Below are 22765 nucleotides of genomic sequence, written 5' to 3' on the forward strand. Positions count from 1 at the left end.
TCGAGAGAGACACTATGAGCAAGAACTACGGCCCGGAATACGTCCGCGCCATCGCCCCATACCAGGCCGGCAAACCGATCGCTGAAGTCGCGCGTGAATTCGGTCTGGACGAAGCCAAGATCGTCAAGCTGGCATCGAATGAAAATCCGTTTGGCGTGCCGGCATCGGCGCAGCAGGCCATGGCCGCCGCCGTGGCGGAACTGGGACGCTACCCGGACGCCAACGGCTTCGATCTGAAAGGCGCGCTGTCCAAGCGCTACGACGTGCCGGCCGACTGGATCACGCTGGGTAACGGCTCCAACGATATTCTGGAAATCGCCGCGCACGCGTTTGTGGAGCGCGGCCAGTCGATCGTGTATTCGCAGTACTCGTTCGCGGTGTACGCGCTGGCCACGCAGGGTGTGGGCGCGCAGCACATCGTGGTGCCGGCGACACAATATGGTCACGACCTGCCGGCCATGCTGGCCGCGATCCGCGACGATACCCGCCAGGTGTTCATCGCCAATCCGAACAACCCGACCGGCACCTTCATTCCGGCCGCCGAGATCGAGGCGTTCGTCGCCAAGGTGCCGGCCAATGTGGTGGTGGTGCTGGACGAAGCGTACAACGAATTCCTGGCGGCCGAACACCAGTTCGAATCAGCGGCGTGGGTGAAGAAGTATCCGAACCTGCTGGTGTCGCGCACCTTCTCCAAGGCCTATGGCCTGGCCGGTCTGCGCGTGGGCTTCGCGATCGCGCAGCCGGCGCTGACCGATCTGATGAACCGCATTCGCCAGCCGTTCAACGTCAATTCGCTGGCGCAGGCGGCGGCCATCGCGGCGCTGAACGACAAGGCGTTCCTGGAGCAGAGCGCGGCCAACAACGCCGAGGGCTATGTGCAGTTGGTGCAAGCGTTCGAGAAGCTGGGCTTGGAGTATGTGCCGTCGTACGGTAACTTCGTGCTGGTCAAAGTGGGCAATGAGGCCGACGCCGGCGCGCGCATCAATCTGGCGCTGCTGAAGCAGGGCGTGATTGTGCGCCCGGTCGGCAACTACGGCCTGCCGCAATGGCTGCGCATCTCGATCGGCCTGCCGGAAGAGAATGAAGCCTTTGTTGAAGCGCTGACGAAAGCATTGGCCGAGTGATGCTGAACAAAGTCGTTATCTTCGGCGTAGGGCTGATCGGCGGCTCGTTCGCGCGGGCGCTGCGCAAAGCTGGCGCGGTGCGTGACATCGTCGGCGTTGGCCGCTCGTCGGCCTCGATGGCGCGTGCCAAAGAGCTGGGCATCATCGATGCCATCGGCGTCACCGGCGATGCGTCCGAGGGCGCGCTGTCGCTGGCCGAAGCGCTGCACGGCGCCGATCTGGTGCTGCTGGCCGCTCCGGTGGCACAGACCGAAGCCATACTGGCCGCGATCGCGCCGCACCTGCAGCCCGGCACCGTGGTCAGCGATGCCGGCAGCACCAAGTCCGACGTGGTGGCCGCCGCGCGCCGCACGCTGGGTGACAAAATCGCCCAATTCGTGCCCGGCCACCCGATCGCCGGCCGCGAAACCAACGGTCCGGACGCCGCCATCGACCACCTGTACATCGGTAAGAAAGCGGTGATCACCGCGCTGGCCGAAAACAGCGACGCTGACATCGAACGCGTGGCCGCCGCCTGGCGCGCCTGCGGCGCCATCATCCACCGCCTGACGCCGGAAGAGCACGACAAAGTGTTCGCCGCCGTCAGCCACCTGCCGCATTTGCTGGCCTACGGCCTGGTGGACGATATCGCCAACAAGCCGCACGCCGACTTGCTGTTCCAGTACGCCGCCAGCGGCTTCCGCGATTTCACTCGCATTGCCGGTTCATCGCCGGAAATGTGGCGCGACATCAGCCTGGCCAACCAGCCCGCGCTGTTAGCCGAGCTCGACGCCTACATGGCACAATTGACGAGCCTGCGCGCGCACCTGGCCGCCAACGACGGCGTGGCGCTGGAACGGATCTACAGCAACGCCCAGCAAGCGCGTCACCAATGGATCACCGCGATCGAAGCGGCCGAAGCGCCGCCGTCGCCCGATAAAGCAGAATAACCGCCGTCACTCCCGCGCAGGCGGGAGTCCATAGAACGCGCGCTCAGCATGGGTCCCCGCTTTCGCGGGGACGACGGCGGGCGCTAAAGGAAGATTGTATGACTCACGAATATCTCGACCTGCAAACGGTCGCTCACGTTGAGGGCGCGGTGCGCCTGCCGGGCTCCAAGTCCATCTCGAACCGCATTTTGCTGCTGTCGGCGCTGTCGCAGGGGCAGGTGGCGATTGTCGATCTGCTGGCGTCGGACGATACCGCTGTGATGCTGGCGGCGCTGCGCGCGCTCGGCGTGCAGTGGACGGAGGAGAAAACCGCCACCGGCACGATTCACCACGTTACCGGCGTGGCCGGCGTGCTGCCGAATAAGTCGGCCGATCTGTTCATGGGCAACGCCGGCACGGCGATCCGTCCGCTGACGGCCGCGCTGGCGGTGATAGGTGGCGATTACACGCTGCATGGCGTGCCGCGCATGCATGAGCGTCCGATCGGCGATCTGGTCGACGCGCTCAACGCCGCCGGCACCAATGTCGAATACACCGGCAACCCGGGCTATCCGCCGCTGCACATCAAGCAGGGCAAGATCACCACCCAGCGCCTGTCGGTGCGCGGCGATGTGTCGAGCCAGTTCCTGACCGCGCTGCTGATGGTGGCGCCGCTGATGGCCAAGGAACATGCGATCACCATCGATGTGGTTGGCGAGCTGATTTCCAAGCCGTATATTGAGATCACGCTGAACCTGATCCGCCGCTTCGGCGTCAAGGTCGAGCAGAATGGCTGGGAGTCGTTCACCATCCAGCCGGGCCAGGTCTACCAGTCGCCGGGCACCATCCACGTCGAGGGCGACGCTTCGTCGGCGTCCTACTTCCTGGCGGCTGGCGCGATTGGCGGCGGTCCGGTGCGGGTGGAGGGCGTGGGCAAGGACAGCATTCAGGGCGATGTGCGCTTCGCCGCCGCGCTGGCGCAGATGGGGGCCGAGATCACCATGGGCGATAACTGGATCGAGGCGCGCGCCCATGGCCCGCTGAAGGCCATCGACGCCGACTTCAATCACATTCCGGACGCCGCGATGACGATCGCGGTGGCGGCGCTGTATGCCGACGGCACCAGCACGCTGCGCAATATCGCCAGCTGGCGCGTCAAGGAAACCGATCGCATCGCCGCCATGGCGGCCGAGTTGCGTAAGGTTGGCGCCACGGTGGAGGAGGGGCCGGACTATATCAAGGTCACCCCGCCCGCCGCGCTGAGCCCTGCTACCATTGATACCTACGACGATCACCGCATGGCGATGTGCTTCTCGCTGGTGGCGCTGGACGGCGCGCTGCGCAAGGGCGCGCCGGTGCGCATCAACGATCCGAAATGCGTGAACAAAACCTTCCCCGATTACTTCACCGCATTTGCGAAAATTGCAAAATAACTGATATGCCAACTTCCCAGATTCCAGTCATCACCATCGACGGCCCCACCGCATCCGGCAAGGGCACGGTCGCACACCGCGTTGCCGATAAGCTCGGCTTCCATTATCTGGATTCGGGCGCGCTGTACCGTTTGACCGCGCTGTCGGCGCTGCGCCGCGACACCGATCTGACCGACGAGCACGCGCTGGCCAAGCTGGCCGAGCATCTGCAGTGCAGTTTCCAGGGCGGCGCCATCGTGCTGTCGCAGGAAAACGTCACCGACGCGATCCGCGCCGAGGAGGTCGGCAACACCGCCTCCAAGATCGCCACTTTCCCGGCGGTGCGGCATGCGCTGACCGGGCTGCAACTGAGTTTTCGCAAGGCGCCGGGCCTGGTCGCGGACGGTCGCGACATGGGCTCGGTGATCTTCCCGCACGCGCCGCTGAAGGTGTTTTTGACCGCCTCGGTACAGGCGCGCGCCGAGCGCCGTTATAAGCAATTGATAGACAAGGGATTTTCTGCTAATATGCAAGACCTACTGGTGGATTTACAGGCGCGCGATGACCGGGATACCAATCGGACCATCGCCCCGTTGGCACCAGCGGACGGCGCCCACGTGCTGGATACCTCGAATATGACCGCTGATCAAGCGGTTGATCAGGTCTTGCAATGGTACGCCGGTATCACCAAGTAATACCTTTATCAACCCTAACCCAGTTGAAGCCGCATCCTGCGGGCCTTACTGGCTAACCTGGAAGTTTTATAATATGGAAAGTTTTGCAGCCCTCTTCGAAGAATCCCTGTCGCGCCAAGATATGCGCTCGGGCGAAGTTATTTCGGCTGAAGTCGTTCGTCTGGATCACAACTTCGTGATCGTCAACGCAGGCCTGAAATCGGAAGCTTTCATCCCTGTTGAAGAATTCAAAAATGACCAAGGCGAACTGGAAGTCAAAGTAGGTGACTTCGTTTCCGTGGCCATCGAATCGCTGGAAAATGGTTTCGGCGATACCATCCTGTCGCGCGACAAAGCCAAGCGTCTGGCTTCGTGGCTGGCACTGGAAAAAGCAATGGAGTCGGGCGAGATCGTGGTCGGCACCGTGAACGGCAAAGTCAAGGGCGGTCTGACCGTTCTGACCAACGGCATCCGTGCCTTCCTGCCAGGTTCGCTGGTGGACACCCGTCCAGTCAAAGACACCACCCCATTCGAAGGCAAAACCCTCGAATTCAAAGTTATCAAACTGGACCGCAAGCGTAACAACGTGGTTCTGTCCCGCCGCGCCGTGATCGAAGCTTCGATGGGCGAAGAGCGTCAGAAACTGATGGAAACGCTGAAAGAAGGCACCGTGGTGACCGGCGTGGTGAAAAACATCACCGACTACGGCGCGTTCGTGGATCTGGGCGGCATCGACGGCCTGCTGCACATCACCGACCTGGCATGGCGTCGTGTGCGTCACCCATCGGAAGTGCTGACCGTGGGTCAAGAGATCACCGCGAAAGTCCTGAAATACGATCAAGAGAAAAACCGTGTTTCGCTGGGCGTGAAGCAACTGGGCGATGACCCATGGACCGGTCTGTCGCGTCGTTACCCACAAGGCACCCGCCTGTTCGGTAAAGTCACCAACCTGACCGACTACGGTGCGTTCGTTGAAGTGGAACAAGGCATCGAAGGTCTGGTGCACGTTTCCGAAATGGACTGGACCAACAAAAACGTCGCTCCAAACAAAGTTGTCCAACTCGGCGACGAAGTAGAAGTGATGGTTCTGGAGATCGACGAAGAGCGTCGTCGTATCTCGCTGGGCATGAAACAGTGCAAAGCCAACCCATGGGACGACTTCGGCGTGACCCATAAGAAAGGTGACAAAGTCAAAGGCGCGATCAAATCGATCACCGACTTCGGCGTGTTCATCGGTCTGGCTGGCAACATTGACGGCCTGGTGCACCTGTCCGACCTGTCGTGGACCGAGTCCGGTGAAGAAGCCGTGCGCAAGTTCAAGAAAGGTGACGAACTGGAAGCCGTGGTTCTGGCAATCGACGTTGAGCGTGAGCGCGTGTCCCTGGGCGTTAAGCAACTGGAAGGCGATCCATTCAACAACTTCGCCGCCATGAACGACAAAGGCGCGCTGGTTACCGGCACCGTTAAATCGGTTGAGCCTAAAGGCGCCGTGATCCAGCTGTCGGAAGAAGTTGAAGGCTACCTGCGCGCTTCGGAAATCTCGCGTGACCGCGTGGAAGATGCTGGCACCCACCTGAAAGTCGGCGATTCCGTCGAAGCTCTGGTGATCAACATCGACCGTAAAGCACGTTCGATCCAGCTGTCGATCAAAGCCAAAGATTCGGCTGAGACCGCAGAAGCGATGAAAAACATCGCTGCTGACAGCAATGCAGCTTCGGGCACCACCAGCCTGGGCGCGCTGCTGAAAGCCAAACTGGATAACAAGAACTAAGAACTAGTCGATGACTAAGTCCGAACTGATCAACCGCCTGGCTGAGCGTTATTCTCAGCTGGTGGCCAAGGATGCGGAATACGCCGTCAAGACCATTCTGGATGCGATGACCAACGCCTTGGCGACCGGTCAGCGCATCGAGATCCGCGGTTTTGGCAGCTTTGCCCTCAACAGCCGGCCACCGCGCATCGGACGTAACCCGAAATCGGGCGACAAGGTGATGGTGCCGGAAAAACGGGTGCCGCACTTCAAGCCGGGCAAGCAATTGCGTGAGCGGGTTGACGCGATGGTCGGGCAACCGATCATCGAGGACTGAAGCATTCGATAGTTAGCAAAAGCGGCGTCCTTCGGGATGCCGCTTTTTTTTTAGCGGCCGAGGTGCGATACTGACGCTCTCGGAACTCACTCCACAGGACGCTGGCTGATGAAATTCATCTCCACCTTTATCGGTTTTGTCATCTTCATCTTGTTTTTCGGCTTCGCGTTGAAGAACACGCAGGAAGTCGAGCTGCATCTGTTCCTGAACTATGAGCTGCGCGGCCCGCTGGTGCTGATGCTGCTGGGCTTTTTCGTTGCCGGCGCGGTGCTGGGCGTGCTGGCGCTGACGCCGACCGTGTTCCGCCACCGCCGCGAGACCAACAAACACAAGACCACTATTCACACGCTGCAAAGCTCGGCGCAGCAGGCCACCCGCCAGCCGCAGCCCGACAGCGTCAATACACAATAACAAGTACACAGCATGGAATTTGAACTCTGGTGGTTACTGGGCATCCCGGTCTTTTTCGCTCTGGGATGGGTCGCCGCGCGCGTCGACATCCGTCAATTGATTTCCGAGTCGCGCTCGCTGCCGCGCGGCTATTACAAAGGCTTGAACTTCCTGCTCAACGATGAGCCGGACAAGGCGGTCGACGCCTTCATCGAGATTGTGCGGCTGGACCCGGAATCGGCCGATATGCATTTCGCGCTGGGAAATCTGTTCCGCCGCCGTGGCGAGACCGAGCGCGCCATCCGCGTGCACCAGAACCTGCTGGCGCGGCCGGATCTGCCGCAGGAGCAGAAGGAACACGCGCAGCATGAGCTGGGCATGGATTACCTGAAGGCCGGTCTGCTGGACCGCGCCGAGGAAACCTTCAACACGCTGCTGAACAGCGCCTATTCGGCGCAGGCGCGGCGCGCGCTGCTGGAGATTTTCCAGCGCGAGAAGGAGTGGCCGCGCGCGATCGAGGCGGCGATCGGGCTGCAGGAATCGGGCGCCGGTTCGCGCCAGAAGCAGATCGCGCAGTTCTACTGCGAGCTGGCGCAGGACGCGCTGGTGCACATGCATCCGGAACAGGCGCTGGCGCTGCTGGATAAATCGCTGCAGGCCGACCGCGTCAACGTGCGCGCCACGCTGCTGACCGGCGATGCGCAACTGGCGCAGGGCGATGTCGAAGGCGCGCTGCTGACCTGGCGCCGGGTGGAGCAGATCAGCGTGCCGCACGTGGCGCTGGTGGCGCCGCGGCTGATGGATGGCTACCGCAAAGTGGGCCGGCCGCAGGAAGGTGTTAATCTGTTGAAGTCCTATCTGGAGCAGGCCTCGTCGATCGATCTGATCGAGGTGGTCTACAAGGCGGTGCTGGAGCTGGATGGCATCGATGCCGCCAAGGAATTGATTTCGAATGAATTGCGGCGCACGCCGACCCTGCTGGGACTGGACAAGTTCCTGGAGGCGCGTCTGATGGATGCGCCGGCGGCGGTGATGCCGGAGCTGTCGCTGGTGAAGAATCTGGTACACGGCTATACACAGAAGCTGGCGCGTTATCAATGCGGCCATTGCGGTTTCAAGGCGCGCCAGTTCTACTGGCAGTGCCCTGGCTGCAGCCGCTGGGAAACCTATCCGCCGCGCCGCACCGAAGAATTGAATGTCATGAATTAAGGCGGTACCACTATGAAAATCACGATTATCGGCACCGGCTATGTTGGCCTGGTCACCGGCGCCTGTCTGGCGGAGTTGGGCAACGACGTGTTCTGTCTGGACGTCGATCAGCGCAAGATCGATCTGCTGAACAGCGGCGGCATCCCGATCCACGAACCGGGCCTGGAAGAAGTGGTCGCGCGCAACCGCGCCGCCGGCCGCATTCAGTTCTCGACCGACGTCGCGGCCTCGGTGGCGCATGGCGAAGTGCAGTTCATCGCGGTCGGCACGCCGCCCGATGAAGATGGTTCGGCCGACCTGCAATACGTGCTGGCGGCCGCGCGCAACATCGGCCAGCACATGACCGGCTTCAAGGTCATCGTCGACAAATCGACGGTGCCGGTCGGCACCGGCGACCGCGTCAGGGCGGCGCTGCAGGACGAACTGACGGCGCGCGGCGTGGCCGGGCAGGCCAGCTTCTCGGTGGTGTCGAATCCGGAATTCCTCAAAGAGGGCGCGGCGGTGGAAGACTTCATGCGCCCGGACCGCATCGTGATCGGCCATGACAGCACGGCCGACGGCCACAAGGCGGCGGCGCTGATGAAAAAGCTGTACGCGCCATTCAACCGCAATCACGAGCGCACCTTCTGGATGGACGTGCGCTCGGCCGAATTCACCAAGTACGCCGCCAACTCGATGCTGGCAACGCGCATCTCGTTCATGAACGAACTGGCCAACCTGGCCGACCGGGTGGGAGTCGACATCGAGGCGGTGCGGCACGGCATCGGCTCCGATCCGCGCATCGGCCACAGCTTCCTGTACGCCGGCGCCGGCTACGGCGGTTCCTGCTTCCCGAAAGACGTGCAGGCGCTGGAGCGCACCGCGCGCCAGTACGATCAGGATCTGCTGATCCTGCGCGCGGTGGAGGCTGTCAACGACAAGCAGAAGCTGGTGCTGGGCCAGAAGGTCATCAAGCGTTTTGGCGAGGACCTGAGCGGCCAGCATTTCGCGATCTGGGGCCTGGCCTTCAAGCCGAATACCGACGATATGCGCGAAGCGCCGTCGCGGGTGCTGGTGCGCCAGTTGCTGGACGCCGGCGCCACGGTGGCGGTGTACGATCCGGTCGCCATGGCCGAGGCCAAGCGGGTGCTGGCGCTGGACCTGTCGCCGGCCGAACTGGCGCGGGTGCGCTTTGCCGACAGCGCGACCGATACGCTGGGTGGCGCCACCGCGCTGGTCATCGTCACCGAATGGAAGGCGTTCCGCAGCCCGGACTTCGACAAGATCAAGGCGGCGCTGCGGCACGCGGTGATCTTCGATGGCCGCAATCTGTTCGAGCCGCAGGTGATGGCCGAAGCCGGCGTTGAATATCACGGCATCGGCCGTTCCATCCTGACCCGTAGTTAAGAGGCTTATAGTGAGCAAGAATCTGGACCAAGTACGTATCCTGGTGGTGGGTGATGTGATGCTGGACCGTTACTGGTTCGGTGACGTCAGCCGCATTTCGCCCGAGGCGCCGGTGCCGGTGGTGCGCATCGAGAAGCGCGAGGCGCGTCTGGGCGGCGCCGCCAACGTGGCGCGCAACGCCGGCGCGCTGGGGGTGCAGGCCGGCCTGCTGGGCATCGTCGGCAACGACGAAGCCGGCACCGAGGTGGAGCAGCTGCTGGAAGGCGGCGGCATCCGCAGCTATCTGAAACGCGACGAGGCGATTTCCACCATCATCAAGCTGCGCGTGATCGGACGCCAGCAGCAGATGGTGCGCATCGATTTCGAGGAGCCGCCGACCGACACCGTGTTGCGCGACAAGCTGCAGCAGTTCAAGGCGCTGCTGGCCGATTACGATGTGATCATCCTGTCCGACTACGCCAAGGGCAGCCTGGTGGCGGTGGCCGATATGATCGCCGCCGCGCGCGCGGCCGGCAAGGTGGTGATGGTCGATCCGAAGGGCGACGATTTCTCGCGCTACACCGGCGCCACCGTGCTGACGCCGAACAAGTCGGAGCTGAAGCGCATCATCGGTTCGTGGCAGTCGGAAGAGCAGCTGAGCGCCAAGGCGCAGGCGCTGCGCGCCGAGCTGAAACTGGACGCGCTGTTGCTGACCCGTTCGGAAGAGGGCATGACGCTGTACACCGACGGCGCGCAGTACCACACGCCTGCGCAGGCGCGCGAGGTGTTTGACGTCTCGGGCGCGGGCGATACCGTGATCGCCACCATGGCGTGCATGCTGGGCGCGGGCGCCGGCTGGCAGGAGGCGGTGGAAACCGCCAACCGCGCCGGCGGCATCGTGGTCGGCAAGCTGGGCACGGCCACCGTCACGCACGAGGAATTGTTCCCGTCGGCATAACGGCCAGGCCGCCCGACCCGCCCCGCACTGGTGCAGACCGTGCGGGGCTTTTTATTTTCGGTGTTGATCTGGCTCAGCCGTGCGCGTCAACGCGCGGATGGCATGTGTTCGTTAAGGAGTGCGCAAGACGCGATGTTCGCCCTTGCTTAACCTGAACGGAGACAACCATGTATAAGAAATTATTGCTGACCGTGGCCGCGTTGCTGGCCGCTATCAACCTGGCCTGGGCCCAGGTGGACGTCAACAAGGCCGATGCGGCGGCGCTGGATGGCATACGCGGGCTGGGGCCGGCCAAGACCAAGGCCATCCTGGAAGAGCGCAAGAAAGGTGAGTTCAAGGACTGGGCCGATCTGGAGTCGCGGGTTAAGGGCATCGGTGAAAAGAGCGCCGCGCGTCTGTCGGAGGCCGGTCTGCAGGTGAACGGCAAATCCAAGGACGGCGCTCCCGCGAAGACCGCCAAATAGCATCGCCATCGGCCCCACGCTGGCGTGGGGCATTTCGTACCGACACCAGGAGAGCATCATGACTGCGGAAGCATTTACCTTTATTTCGTTTGAGGATGGACTGGCACGGATTGCGCAGGCGCGCAATGAACTGGGCTGGTCCGAGAAGCATGTGGGCGTGCTGAGGTCGCGCGACCCCGCCGCCGCGCGCTTGCGCGAATCGCTGCGCAGCGTGCCGGTCTAGGGGCTGAGCATGGACCGCGCGAGCTTGCGATACGCGCTGCTTGCCGTCGCGTTGTTGCTGACGGCATGTCAGAGTATCCCTCAGACCGAGGGCAGTCCCGCCACCGTTGCCGAGGTGGTTGGAAAAATCAAGACCGACCTGTCGGTTTATCGGGACTACGATGCCCGAGTGGGGCATGTGGCGGCGCTGGCCAACACCTGCAACGGCATCGTCGGCTTTGAGATCAGCAGCGTCAAGGTGGCATTGACCACCCAGACCGAGCAATCCAGCAGCACCTCGGCCGGTGCCACCGTGCCGATCGGGGTGAGCACTTTTAACGGCAACACGGGGAGTACACGTGGATGGAAGGGGACGCAAAACCTGACCTTCATGCTGTATCCGCAGCCCGCCGTGCCGACACCGGTGCCCAATGCCGCTGACATTGCGATCGATCCGCAGGTCTATCCTATTGCCGCCAGTCTGCAGCGGCTGCGGGATGGTTTGCTGGAAGCTAGTGACAGCAAGCCTTGTGTGGCGTTGCGTCCACCGCCGGATGAAAAGGGCAATGTGGTCGATCCGGGTGGCACGTTCGTGTTTGGTTTCACGGTGGTCAAAGGCCAGACTGCCGGCGCGGGGCTGAAGTTTCTGTTGTTCTCGGTGGGCGGCGCGCAGTCGGCCGAGACACAGAGCGGCAATACGATCACCATCGTCTACAAGGCGCGTCCAGGATCGATTGCGATTAATACGGCTGGACTGCAAAAGTAAGGAAGCGGAGCCCTTTTTCGGGGCTTCCTTGTATCATGTCGCTTCCGATACAAGGACCACCCAGATGAAGATTTCGCGCATTCTGCACGCCGGCTACGCTTTTGAAAGCGGCGGCACGCAGATCCTGTTTGATCCCGTGTTTGAAAATCCGTTCAGCAGGAACTGTCACGCCTTTCCGGACGTGAGGTTCGATGCCGCGCGCATCCGCGCGCTGCGGCCGGACGCGGTGTTCATCTCCCATCTGCACGACGATCATTGTTCGATGGAGAGCCTGGATCTGCTGGACCGCGCGACACCGATCTATATGTACTGCATCTTCGACGAACTGTTCGCGATGCTGCGCGCGCTCGGCTTCGCCGATGTGCGGCCGTTGGCGCTGGATGTGCCGGTGCTGGTCGGCGCGTTCGAGGTGATTCCGCGTCGCGCGCTGGAGGCGGATGTCGATTCCATGTTCCAGATCCGCGCCGAGGGCCTGAATGTGCTGAACGTGGTGGATTCGTGGATGGACCCGGAGACGCTGGAGCAGCTCAAGCCATACGCGCCGTGGGATATGGTGTTGTGGCCATTCCAGACCATGCGCGAGGTGGATGTGATCGCGCCGTCGCGCGCCGAGCGCGGACCGGTGGCCTTGCCGGAGGAATGGCCGGAACAGCTGCAAGCGCTGGCGCCGCGCTATGTGGTGCCGAGTTCCTGTCAGTTCCGGCAGGAGCCGTGGTCGTGGTACAACCATGCGCTGTTCCCGATTACCTACCGCCAGTTTGCGCAGGCGGTGGGCGAGTGGTTGCCCGACTCGCAGGTGGTGCGCTTGAATCCTTCGGTGTCGTTGGAGCTCAGCGCGGCCGCGCTGACGCCGGCCGCGCCGCTGGCGTGGGTGCTGCCGGTGGGCGAGCAGGATGTGGATTACGCATACGATCCGGACATCGTTCCGCCGCCGACCGCCGACATCGCCCGCCGTTTCGCGCCGCTGACGGCGGAGCAGGGCGCGCTGGTGCAGGACTTCTGCCGCAGCGGCCTGCTGGCGCGCTATCAGGACATGGAGCTGCCGGAGGATAGTTACTTCGCCACGCCGTGCGTGTGGCAGTTGTCGGTCTACGACCATGAAGGCGGCGCGCAGCGCTTCCGTTATCGCGTGCATGGCGACAGCATCGCGCTGACTGGGGACGAACAGGCGCCGACGTGGCGCACCGAAATCCCGGCCGCCAAGCTGTATGCGGGACTGATGCTGGGCGAGTCGCTGACCAGCATGTATCTGCGCATCGAAGGTGCGCCGGCCGACGCCGACATCGTCGACGATCCGCTGATCCGCACGCTGTTCGACAACGCCATCGGCGCCTATCAGGCGGCGCAACTGCGGCGCATGGGGATCGTGGTATGAAGCCGCGCCGGATCGCGGCGGCGCTGGGACTGACTGTGAGTGCATGGTTGCCGGCCGCGCAAGCGCAATCGGTGGCCTTCACTTTCGACGACGGCCCGCGTCTGGCCGAAACGCCGCTGCTGTCGCCGGCGCAGCGCAACCAGGCATTGCTGGACGCGCTGTCGGCGCAGCAGGTGCAGGCCGCGTTGTTCGTCACCTGCGGCAATGGCGCCGACCGCCCGCAAGGCTACGCGCTAGCGCAGGCTTGGGGCAGGGCGGGCCACGTCATCGGCAACCACACCATGACTCATCTTGATCTGAACAGCGCCAAGGTGACGCTGGCGCAGTATCAGCAAGAGGTGGCGGACTGCGATCGCATCACGTCCACGCTGGCGGGCTACCGCAAATGGTTCCGCTACACCTATCTGCGCGAAGGGAATACGCTGGAGAAGCGCGACGGTATGCGCGACTATCTGCGTCAGAGCGGCTACCGCGACGCCTACGTCAGTCTGGATACCAGCGATTGGCGGCTGGACGAAAAACTGGTCGACGTCCTGCGCGCCAACGCGCAAGCCGACCTGACGCCGATTCGACTAGCCTATCTGTCGCACCTGCGCCAGCGTGCCGAAGCTTATCGCGACCTGTCGCGTCAGCTGGAAGGACGTGACATCCCGCAAATAATGCTGCTGCACCACAATCTGATCAACGCGCTGTGGTTGAAGGACGCGATCCAGCAATTCAAGGACATGGGCTGGACCATTGTCACCCCCGAGCAAGCGTTTGCCGACGCGGTCTACCAGCAGTCGCCGGAAAAGCTGGTGGCTGGACAAAGCCTGCTGCTATCGATCGCCCGCAGCCGCGGCCTCGGCAAGTTCCCTGGCTGGGAGCGGCTGGTGGACGATGGCGACTTCGAGATCGAAGCCCTCAAGGCGCGGGGCCTGTAAGCGCCTCGGAAATGAAGCCCTGCCGCGACAGCATCTGTATCACGCAGCGCAGCAGGTAGTTGTTGGTGAAGCTGATGCTGTATAGTCGTCCGCCCTCACGCACCGGCTGCAGCATTTTACGTTCGACCAGTTTGCGCAACTGATAGGCGCGCTGCGCGCTGCTAAGGTGAGGCACGACTTTGGCCAGGTCCGCAGACCTTGTCGTACCCCGTCGCACGACTTCATTGAGGATTTGCAGTTCCTCGGACGTGATCAGCTGGCGTTGCCGGGACAGCAGCAGCGCCGGCGCGAGTTCGCTACCCTGATCCGCATGGGCCAGCATATCGCAGTATTTTTCGCGGTCGTTGCAGAATACAGCCGTCGGATTCAGCACGCGGCCACCGTCTTTGACGTTGTAGCCGTATTTGATCAGCATGGCGTAAGTGAGTAGCCTGACCACGCGGCCATTACCGTTATTGAATGGGTGTATCCAGCTGAATCGGTGATGTGCCTGAGCTACTTTTATCAGATCATATTTGGGTGCATCGGTACGGTTCACGAAATCCACCAGTTCCTGCATGTAGCTGGCGACTTGCATGGCGTCGGGCGGGAGGTGCTGCGATTGTGCGATCCGCACTTGCGTACAGCGATAGGCGCCCGGTGTGTGATCGCCTTCACGTTCCAGGTTGCGCACTGTGAGACTGTGCAGTTCGCGAATGAATTGCTCAGTGATTGGCATTTGGGGCTGGATTGCAGCCTCGACGTATTTCATCGCGCTCTCGATATTCCAGATCTCGCACAGTTGCTCGTTGTTGTGCGGGCCGCCGTTGACGGCGGCTTCGACGTAATCCGCCAGCGTGGTGTGATTGCCTTCGATACGGGCGGAACCGAGGCTCTCGAGCATGTGGAAAATGTGCTTGATCTGGAAGAACACCACTGGCGGTGTGTCGCCGTGTAATTGCAATCGACGCAAGTGCTCAAGCTCGGTCAAAACATCGACCAGCGGGGAGTCAAATGCCGGGTTGACCAGCTTGAGCGCGAAGTGGGACATCGTGAATGTACCGCGAAGACATCATGAAAAATCTGTGAAAAATCGTCTGCAATCAAAAGCTTAGCAGCGCTCTCGCAAATTGCTATGTCAAATCCGCTGGGGGCGGATGTTTAATCCACGTCCTCCAGCGTATCCCAGCTGCGGCGGTATTTGGGGAGGCGGCGTTCCAGGGTGTTTTGGGCTTGCTGGTTGGCGTGTGCTACCAAGGTGAGCGCGGTGCTGAGGGCGTCGCTCATGGCTTTGGCGGCGATGGTCATCGCTTCGGCAGGCGTGGGTGGGATTTTTTTGGCATCGCGCACCAGTTGCGCGCGCAGGCGCGCGGCGTTGATCCAGTTTCTCTGGCCCGGCAGCAGTATCCACAGGTCGCGCCAGGCGTTGCGGCCGTCGCCGGCCACCTGCTTGGCCATCTGGTTAGGGGAGACGGCGTCGCCGTTGTAGACCAGATCATCGTTGATGATGCTGGCGGTGTACCAGCTGTCGTTGTTGCGCATGCGCAGGCGGCTGCCTTCAGGCAGGAACAGCTGCTTCCATTGATAGCCGCGCGCCGGGATGGCGTCGGCGCGGCCCTTGGCAATCCACTGTTGAACCGCCTTGATCAAGGCTTCGCTGGGCGATAAGGTGCTGCCGCTCTCGCGCAAGTAACTGCGCAGCTCGTCATAAACTATTGCCGGGAGTATAGGTGGTGGGGGCTCTTGCACACTGCCTAATGCACTCATGTCTCATTCTCCTTGCGGGAACTGTCGGTTTTTGTCGCTTCCTGTCTGTTGGACCGCCGGGATGCCGGAGAGTTCAAAAGATGCGAATGCAGACAAAAAGAGACAGCCGTTTGAGACACGTTGCCGCAGGGATGTGTGCAACACACCCCCTACCTATATCCTCAGCTTGTCCGCAGGCAAGTTGGCGAGGAATTGGTGGATCTGTGATACCACCGCCGCGCCTTCGCCCACAGCGGCGGCGACGCGTTTGGTGGAGGTGGCGCGCACGTCGCCAATGGCGAACACGCCCGGCACGCTGGTCTCCAGCGCGGCCCGCGAGGGCAAGTCGCGCGGATATACGCCGTTGGCGAAGTTGGCCTTGCACTGCGACTTGGTGACGTCAAACCCGGTGCGGATGAAGCCATTCGGATCGACGTCCACGCCGCAGTCGCTGAGCCAGCTGGTGTTGGGATCGGCGCCGATGAACAGGAACACGCGGCACACGTCGTAGTCGCATTCCGCTTCAGTGCGGGCATTGCGCACGCGCACCTGGCGCAAGCCATCCTCATCGCCCTCCAGCGCGACGATTTCAGTGCAGGTATGCAGCTCGATATTCGGCGTCGCCTGGATGCGCTCGATCAGATAGCTGGACATGGTGGACGACAGGCTGTCCTTGCGGATCAGCATGTGCACCTTGGACGCATAGCCCGACAAGAACACCGCCGCCTGTCCGGCCGAGTTGCCGCCGCCGACCAGAATGATCTCTTCAGTCTTGCACAGCTTGGCCTCAACCGGCGAAGCCCAGTAGTACACGCCCTTGCCCTCAAACTGCTTGAGGTTGGCCAGCGACGGCCGGCGATACCGCGCGCCGCACGACAGCACCACCGTCTTGGCCTGCAGACGCTGCAGGCTGCCGCACATTTCCACCTGCAGCGGATAGGTATCGCAGATCAACCGCCCGGCCGGTGCCGGTATCGCGATCTCGACGCCGAACTTTTGCGCCTGCACGTAAGCGCGCCCGGCCAGCGCGCGGCCCGACACGCCGGTCGGGAAGCCGAGATAGTTTTCGATGCGCGCGCTGGCGCCGGCCTGGCCGCCGTAGGCGCGGGTTTCCAGCGCCAGCACCGACAAGCCCTCCGATGCCGCATACACCGCCGTCGCCAGCCCGGCTGGACCGGCGCCGACCACGATCACATCCCACACCTTGTCGCTATCCAACTGCGGCAGCATGCCGAGGCAGCGGCCGATGTCGACCACCGAAGGATTTTTCTTGACCACGCCGTCCGGACACACCACCAGCGGCAGTTCCTCGCGTCGCGGCTGATAGTGTTCCATCAGATCGGCGGCCTGGCGATCACGTTCGGGATCGAGCACCAGATGCGGATGGCCGTTGGCCTGCAAAAAGGTTTGCAGCGTGTGAATGCGCTCATGGCCACGCGGCCCGACAATCACCGGCCCGCCCGACGCCTGCTCGATCAGCCCGACCCGGCGCAGGATCAGCGCGCGCACGATGCGCTCGCCCAGATCGGCATGCGCCACCAGCAACTGGCGCAGCGCCTCCGACGGCACCACCAGCACCTCGACATCGCCCTCGGCCAGGCCGTTGCCCAGCGCCGGCCGGCCCGACAGTTGCGCCACCTCGCCGCTGAACTGGCCGGGCAGGTGCGTGGTCACGTAGGCGCTGTTGCCCAGACCATCGTAACGGTTGACGCGGATGCCGCCTTTAATCACCAGCATCAGCCCAAAGCTGGTCTTGCCGGCTTCAAAGATCATATCGCCATCCTTGAAGCACACCACATGGCCGAAGCGGTGCATATGGCGGATGTCGGTGGCGCTCAGCACCGGGAACATCTGGTGCTGGCGTTGTTCCAGGTTGAGGCCGCTCTGCGGCGCCGGATCGTCCGGGATTTCTTCGGGCAGCAGTTCGGTGGGGGCGGTCGTCATGAGGATTCCAGATATGAAGATGGTTGCACGAATGTTGCCAGTCTAGCGGAATCGCTTCCGCGCGTCTAAAGTCTTTGGAGAGGGGCCGGTGGCTTTGCTTTAACTCGGCTAAAATGATTGTTTTGGCGAACTCAAACAAGAAACGATGGCTTACAAGACTCTGGAAGATACGATCGGCAATACGCCGCTGGTGCAGCTGGTGCGCCTGCCGGGCGCCGAGGCCGCGGCCCGCAACAACATCATTCTCGGCAAGCTGGAAGGCAACAACCCAGCTGGCTCGGTCAAGGATCGCGCCGCCATGTCCATGCTGAAGCGCGCCGAGGAGCGCGGCGACATCAAGCCGGGCGATACGCTGATCGAGGCCACCAGCGGCAATACCGGCATCGCGCTGGCGATGGCGGCGGCGATCCGTGGCTACAAGATGCTGTTGCTGATGCCGGAAAATCTCAGTGTCGAGCGCCGCCAGAGCATGGCCGCCTACGGCGCGCAAATCCTGCTGACGCCAAAAACCGGCGGCATGGAATACGCGCGCGACATGGCCGAACAGTTGCAGCGCGACGGCAAGGGCATCATTCTTGACCAGTTCGGCAACCAGGACAACGCGCGCGCCCACTACGAAAGCACCGGGCCGGAAATCTGGCGCGACACCGATGGCCGCATCACCCACTTCGTCAGCGCCATGGGCACCACCGGCACCATCATGGGCACCTCGCGCTATCTGAAGGAACAGAATCCGGAGGTGCAGATCATCGGCGCCGAGCCGGAAGAGGGCTCGTCGATTCCGGGCATCCGCAAATGGCCGGAAGCGTATCTGCCGAAGATTTATGACCGCTCGCGGGTTGACCGCGTGGAGTCGGTGTCGCAGGCGGCGGCCGAGCGCATGGCGCGCCGCATGGCGGCCGAGGAGGGCATCTTCTGCGGCATTTCGGCCGCCGGTGCCTGCGAGATCGCGCTGCGCATTTCCAACACGGTGGAAAACGCCACCATCGTCTTCATCGTCTGCGATCGCGGCGACCGTTACCTCTCCACTGGCGTGTTTCCAGCTTAAAGCGCCGCGTAAAACGACAACGCCCTCAGCCCTTGTGTAAAGGGTGAGGGCGCTAATTTGGCGCTGGTGACAAGCGGGCTGGATCAGCCTTGGTTGTTGTTGCCGCCGCCTGGGGTTTCGCCTTCCTTAGGCTTGAATTGCTTGTCGCTGATGCGGAACTTGTTGCGGCGGTCGCCCATCAAGTAACGCAGGTCGCGGATGCTCAGGTCCGATACCTCGTGCATGCGGATCAGCAGCGAAGCGCCGACCGGCAAACGGTGGTGACGGATTTTGCTGATCACGGGCGGTGCCACTTCCAGCGCACGCGACAGTGCCGCATCATTTTTCAGACGCAGGTTCTCGATCAGGGTATCGAGCAGGCGGTTGGGATTGTACTGCAGCAGATCATCTCCATCCGCATCGTTGTTCATGTCTATGCCGACTTGGTTTGTCATGTCGTTTTTCCTTCTGTAAAGTTGTCCTGCAAAGTACAACACTCGGGCTTTGCTGCGTCAATGTCCATCCTTACCAGGAGAATTCACACACGGACACGGGTTCCAGGATAACAAGTTTCATAATATATACACAATTGTACAACATCGCGCAATCTAATACTCAGCAGCAATACAAAAAAGCCTCTTCCCGCAGGGTATTGTTGTCCGACTGCAACATTGTGTGAGAATTATACACCGACTTGTGTGATAAGCTGCTTGTGCGCACTTTTAATGAATCGCCAAAGTTAATTATATAACAATTCTTGCAAAGTAGTCCGCTTTTTACTGCTTATGTTGGAAGTGTGGATAAATAATTTCCAAGTGTCAACTAAACAATACCGTGGAGCAACCCACGGTACAAGGCGTTTTACGCTTGCTTACATTCCTGAAGCAGCCGTTGACGCCCCTGCGCTCCCTCTGGCCAGCCTCACCGCGCGGCCCAATTCCACCACCGACATGGCATAAAAATAACTACGATTATATTGCGTAATTGCAAAAAAATTGTTGTTTGCGAGCCAATACTCAGTCGGCTCGGCACCATTTTGCAGGTCGACCAGGCCGTACGATTGTTGCTCCGGCACCGGCAAGGCCGAGGTCACGCCGGCCGCGCTCAGTTGCTGCGGCTGATATTTGGCGACCAGCCCCTGGTTCAACATGCTCTCCCAGGCGCGGTTGGGCGAGACGGTGGCGGCGTACACCACCGGCCCGGTCTGCTCGCGCTGCCAGCCGTGCGCGGTCAGGAAGGCCGCCACGCTGCCGATCGCGTCGCTGCTGGAGCCCTGCAGATCGATCTTGCCGCTGCCGTCGAAGTCCACCGCGTATTTCATCAGGCTGCTCGGCATGAATTGCGGCATGCCGATGGCGCCGGCAAACGAGCCTTTCAGCGCCAGCGGATCGCTGCTGGTCTGGCGCGCGAACAACAGCGTGGCCTCCAGTTCGCCGCGGAAGAATTCCATGCGCTCGCGCCGCTGCGGCGCTTCCGGATAAGAGAATGCCAGCGTGGTCAGCGCGTCCAGCACGCGGAAGCGGCCGGTATTGCGGCCGTACACGGTCTCGATGCCGATGATGCCGACCAGAATCTCGGCCGGCACGCCGTACAGCGCTTCGGCGCGGTTCAGCGCGTCGGCGTTGTCGTTCCAGAACTTGACGCCGGCGTCGATGCGCACCGGTTCCACCATCAGCTTGCTGTAGGCTTGCCAGTTCTTCGGCTTGCCGGGCGGCGCCGGCTTGACCAGCTGCACGGCGGCGTCGACATAGCGGATCTGCGCCATCAGCGTATCCAGCTCGGCGCGGTCGAAACCGTCGCGGGCGGCGATGTCGTCAAGGAAGGCGCGCACTTCTTTCCAGTCGCCAAAGTTGACGTATTCGCCGACGTAATCGATGGCCGGCACGGCTTTCTTCTTGGGCGCAGCCGTCTTCTTTTTCTTTTGCTGGCTGGGCGGCAGCGTGTAGCCGTAACGGTCGATGGGCGCGGCGGTGGCGCTCAGGGTGGCTGCGCTGAGCAGCAGGGCGGTGATCAGAGTCTTCATCGGCATAAACGTAACAAGGTTGACAGCGTCGCCAGCGACGCGGTGCGTGATTCGGTCCCGCCGGCGCCATACTTCAGCATACCGTACAGGTGCAAAAATTGGTCCATGGCAGCGTGTTTTTCCGCGCTGGCCGGCATATCGCGCAAGCGTGCCGCGTAGCTGTGCGGTCCCTCGGCCGGGCGGCGCGCATAACCGTGGCGCGCCTGCTGCCGGCAAAAGCGCTGGTACAGCCGCGCCAGCGCATCGACCGGCGGTTGCGCGCGGCGCCGCCGCAGTGCGTACAGCAAGCCTGCCACCCCTAGCGCGGCCAGCGCGCTGCGGCCGTTGGCGAAGCTGCTGCCTAGTTCTTCAAGGAAACTTCGCTGCCTATCGGGATTGTAATCCAGTACCCATTGATTCCAAGAATTATTCAACGCGTTGTAGCCGTATCTGAGTTGCGCCAGCCACGATTGCGGGTCGTTTTGCAGTTCGATCAGCGGGCCGAGGCCGAAGGTGGCCGGGCGCGGCAAGGCGCGCGCCAGATTGCGCTGGATGCGGTCGGGGGCGATGGCGGCGGTGGGGTCGACCCGCTGCCAGCCATCCTGTGCGGTCCAGAACTCGGCCCAGGCGTGGGCATCGGACTGGCGCACCACCAGATAACCGTCGACCGGATTGCGCTCGCCGCCCTGGTAGCCGGTGACCACGCGCGCCGGCACGCCCATGGCGCGCATCAGCACCACGTAGGCGCCGGCGTAGTGTTCGCAAAAGCCGGCGCGGGTGCTGAACAGGAAATCGTCGACGGCGTCGCGGCCGGTCAGTGGCGGTTCCAGCGTGTAGCTGTAATGGTCGGCGCGGAAGCGGGCCAGCACGAGGTCGCTGAGCTGACGTGCGCGCCGGGCTGCGTCCGGGCCGGGCGCCGGGCGGAGGTCGGCGGCGCCGGCCGTGGCGGTGTCCGGCGTGGCGGCGGCGGTGCGCTGCGGATCGCCGGGCGCGGCGGCGGCCAACTGGCGGGCCAGCGCCAGCGTGCGCGGGTTGTAGCCGGCCGGCAGTTCCAGCCATCGCGCCATGCGCTCGGGGCGCTCGCCGGTTTGCAGGCGGTAATCGAGGTAGGCGGCGGCATCGTAGCGCACGCGCTGGCTGACCGGATCGACGGTGAACACTTCCATCTCGTCGGTATCGCGCAGCCGATGGCCGGGCAGGTGCAGTGCCGGTGACGCCAGCTCCAGCAGTGGCAGCCAGCGGGTGTTGCTGGCCTCCAGCGTGGTTTCGTAGCGGACCGGCACGCCGCGCGCCTGAATCGCCACCTCCAGCCGCTGCAGGCCGCGCCGGCGCGGCACGCGGGTCCAGGTGCGGCCGTCGTAATCGCCCAGCACGATGCTGCGCCAGTACAGCTGCGGCTTGGCCGGCACCGCGCCGCTGAAGCGCACCCGGAACGCGATCTCGTCCGACTGCGCCAAGCTCGACAGCGTGCCCGGCGCCATGGTGTCGCTGAGGCCGGTCTTGCCGCCCAGCGCGTCGCCCGGCAAGCCCCACAGCGGCCCCTGGATGCGCGGGAAGCCGACAAACAGCTGCAGCGCCAGCGGCGCCGCCAGCGCGCACAGCGTGGCGGCGCTGCGCAGACGGCGCGTCAGCGGCGGCACCGCGCCGGTGTACTGGAACGATAGCTGGGCGGTCAGCAACACCACCAGCGTGAGCGCGGCCCACAGCGCGCTGGCCATCGATTGCGAGTACAGGAACTGCGTCAGCAGCACGAAAAAGCTGAGGAAGACGGCGACGAACAGATCGCGCCGGGCGTGCATTTCCAGCAGCTTGAAAGTCAATAGCAAGGTCAGCATGGCGACCCCGGCGTCGCGGCCCAACAGGGTGCGGAAGCTCAGGTAGACCCCGGCCATCGCCGCCAGCGCGATCGGCAGCAGCAGCCACACCGGCGGCATGCGCTTGCCGAGCCAGGTCAGCGTGGCGCGCCACAGCAGCGTGACGCAACTGAGCGCGCCGATCCACGGCGGCAGATGCGCGAAATGCGGCGCCAGCACCATCAGCGCGGCGACCAGCAACAGCAGCGTGTCCGATTTGTCGCGCGTCAGCCGCAGCGCCAGCCGTGCGGCCAGCCCGCCGCTGCCGGGGCGCGTCGCGGATGATGCGCCACCCGCGCCTGCCATAGCCCCGTCCACGCTCGCCGCAGCGTCGCCCGAGCCCGCGCCGGTGCTGCCA

Annotated in this window: 22 protein-coding genes; 16 read left to right on the forward strand and 6 right to left on the reverse strand. The window is 62.9% G+C overall.

The annotated features are described in order from the left end of the window. Window positions 1-14: 14 nt before the first annotated feature. The 15 genes from hisC to GJ699_RS31200 all read left to right on the forward strand — a co-directional run bounded on the left by hisC (window position 15) and on the right by GJ699_RS31200 (window position 13856). Window positions 15-1124, forward strand: coding sequence for a histidinol-phosphate transaminase (gene hisC / locus GJ699_RS31130; RefSeq protein ID WP_154383311.1), 1110 nt, complete (start codon window positions 15-17; stop codon window positions 1122-1124). Continuing rightward, complete coding sequence (locus GJ699_RS31135) at window positions 1124-2053, forward strand: prephenate dehydrogenase (RefSeq protein ID WP_195763689.1); 930 nt, start codon at window positions 1124-1126, stop codon at window positions 2051-2053. The genes hisC and GJ699_RS31135 overlap by 1 nt, the downstream gene beginning before the upstream one ends. A gap of 98 nt (window positions 2054-2151) precedes the next feature. Further along, window positions 2152-3465, forward strand: coding sequence for a 3-phosphoshikimate 1-carboxyvinyltransferase (gene aroA, locus GJ699_RS31140; protein ID WP_154383312.1), 1314 nt, complete (start codon window positions 2152-2154; stop codon window positions 3463-3465). A 5-nt stretch (window positions 3466-3470) separates the two neighbouring features. After that, complete coding sequence (gene cmk, locus GJ699_RS31145) at window positions 3471-4139, forward strand: (d)CMP kinase (protein ID WP_154383313.1); 669 nt, start codon at window positions 3471-3473, stop codon at window positions 4137-4139. Window positions 4140-4212: 73 nt separating this feature from the next. Next, window positions 4213-5889 (forward strand): 30S ribosomal protein S1, encoded by a 1677-nt coding sequence (gene rpsA / locus GJ699_RS31150; protein ID WP_154383314.1) that lies wholly within the window; start codon window positions 4213-4215, stop codon window positions 5887-5889. Window positions 5890-5899: 10 nt separating this feature from the next. Next, complete coding sequence (locus GJ699_RS31155) at window positions 5900-6205, forward strand: integration host factor subunit beta (protein ID WP_008446215.1); 306 nt, start codon at window positions 5900-5902, stop codon at window positions 6203-6205. Window positions 6206-6313: 108 nt separating this feature from the next. Then, window positions 6314-6616 carry a LapA family protein gene (locus GJ699_RS31160; RefSeq protein ID WP_154383315.1) on the forward strand — a complete coding sequence of 101 codons (303 nt, stop codon included), beginning with the start codon at window positions 6314-6316 and terminating at the stop codon, window positions 6614-6616. Window positions 6617-6628: 12 nt separating this feature from the next. Next, window positions 6629-7804: a lipopolysaccharide assembly protein LapB gene (gene lapB / locus GJ699_RS31165; RefSeq protein WP_154383316.1), complete on the forward strand. Its 1176-nt coding sequence runs from the start codon at window positions 6629-6631 to the stop codon at window positions 7802-7804. A 12-nt stretch (window positions 7805-7816) separates the two neighbouring features. Further along, the gene (locus tag GJ699_RS31170) at window positions 7817-9190 is read left to right on the forward strand and encodes a UDP-glucose dehydrogenase family protein (protein WP_154383317.1); all 1374 of its coding nucleotides are present in this window, start codon (window positions 7817-7819) and stop codon (window positions 9188-9190) included. Window positions 9191-9200: 10 nt separating this feature from the next. Continuing rightward, window positions 9201-10127, forward strand: a complete 927-nt coding sequence (gene rfaE1 / locus GJ699_RS31175; protein ID WP_371867724.1) for a D-glycero-beta-D-manno-heptose-7-phosphate kinase — start codon at window positions 9201-9203, stop codon at window positions 10125-10127. Window positions 10128-10294: 167 nt separating this feature from the next. Then, a complete protein-coding gene (locus tag GJ699_RS31180; RefSeq protein ID WP_154383318.1) occupies window positions 10295-10591 on the forward strand; it encodes a ComEA family DNA-binding protein in 297 nt (98 codons plus the stop codon). Between the two features lie 58 nt (window positions 10592-10649). Further along, complete coding sequence (locus GJ699_RS31185; protein ID WP_154383319.1) at window positions 10650-10814, forward strand: hypothetical protein; 165 nt, start codon at window positions 10650-10652, stop codon at window positions 10812-10814. A gap of 9 nt (window positions 10815-10823) precedes the next feature. Next, window positions 10824-11558 (forward strand): hypothetical protein, encoded by a 735-nt coding sequence (locus GJ699_RS31190; protein WP_154383320.1) that lies wholly within the window; start codon window positions 10824-10826, stop codon window positions 11556-11558. A gap of 64 nt (window positions 11559-11622) precedes the next feature. Further along, window positions 11623-12933, forward strand: coding sequence for an MBL fold metallo-hydrolase (locus GJ699_RS31195; RefSeq protein ID WP_154383321.1), 1311 nt, complete (start codon window positions 11623-11625; stop codon window positions 12931-12933). Continuing rightward, on the forward strand, window positions 12930-13856 hold the full coding sequence (locus tag GJ699_RS31200) for a polysaccharide deacetylase family protein (protein WP_154383322.1): 927 nt from the start codon (window positions 12930-12932) through the stop codon (window positions 13854-13856). The genes GJ699_RS31195 and GJ699_RS31200 overlap by 4 nt, the downstream gene beginning before the upstream one ends. Here the strand turns inward: GJ699_RS31200 and GJ699_RS31205 are convergent. From GJ699_RS31205 to GJ699_RS31215, 3 genes are all read right to left on the reverse strand, one after another. After that, window positions 13837-14886 carry a Fic family protein gene (locus GJ699_RS31205; RefSeq protein ID WP_154383323.1) on the reverse strand — a complete coding sequence of 350 codons (1050 nt, stop codon included), beginning with the start codon at window positions 14884-14886 and terminating at the stop codon, window positions 13837-13839. The genes GJ699_RS31200 and GJ699_RS31205 overlap by 20 nt on opposite strands. Window positions 14887-14996: 110 nt before the next feature. Then, window positions 14997-15524 (reverse strand): hypothetical protein, encoded by a 528-nt coding sequence (locus GJ699_RS31210; protein ID WP_229262385.1) that lies wholly within the window; start codon window positions 15522-15524, stop codon window positions 14997-14999. A 231-nt stretch (window positions 15525-15755) separates the two neighbouring features. Further along, the gene (locus GJ699_RS31215; RefSeq protein ID WP_154383325.1) at window positions 15756-17525 is read right to left on the reverse strand and encodes an FAD-dependent oxidoreductase; all 1770 of its coding nucleotides are present in this window, start codon (window positions 17523-17525) and stop codon (window positions 15756-15758) included. A gap of 145 nt (window positions 17526-17670) precedes the next feature. Between GJ699_RS31215 and cysM the strand changes: the two genes are divergently transcribed. Next, window positions 17671-18573: a cysteine synthase CysM gene (gene cysM, locus GJ699_RS31220; RefSeq protein ID WP_154383326.1), complete on the forward strand. Its 903-nt coding sequence runs from the start codon at window positions 17671-17673 to the stop codon at window positions 18571-18573. 83 nt (window positions 18574-18656) lie between these two features. Here the strand turns inward: cysM and GJ699_RS31225 are convergent, their stop codons facing one another. The 3 genes from GJ699_RS31225 to GJ699_RS31235 form a co-directional block, all read right to left on the reverse strand. Next, a complete protein-coding gene (locus GJ699_RS31225; RefSeq protein ID WP_154383327.1) occupies window positions 18657-19007 on the reverse strand; it encodes a hypothetical protein in 351 nt (116 codons plus the stop codon). Window positions 19008-19423: 416 nt separating this feature from the next. Next, window positions 19424-20581, reverse strand: coding sequence for a lytic murein transglycosylase B (gene mltB, locus GJ699_RS31230; protein ID WP_154383328.1), 1158 nt, complete (start codon window positions 20579-20581; stop codon window positions 19424-19426). Then, a complete protein-coding gene (locus GJ699_RS31235) occupies window positions 20572-22713 on the reverse strand; it encodes a transglutaminase TgpA family protein (protein WP_154383329.1) in 2142 nt (713 codons plus the stop codon). The genes mltB and GJ699_RS31235 overlap by 10 nt, the downstream gene beginning before the upstream one ends. Window positions 22714-22765: the final 52 nt, after the last annotated feature.

This window comes from Duganella guangzhouensis (genome assembly GCF_009674535.1).
Lineage (GTDB): Bacteria > Pseudomonadota > Gammaproteobacteria > Burkholderiales > Burkholderiaceae_D > Rugamonas > Rugamonas guangzhouensis.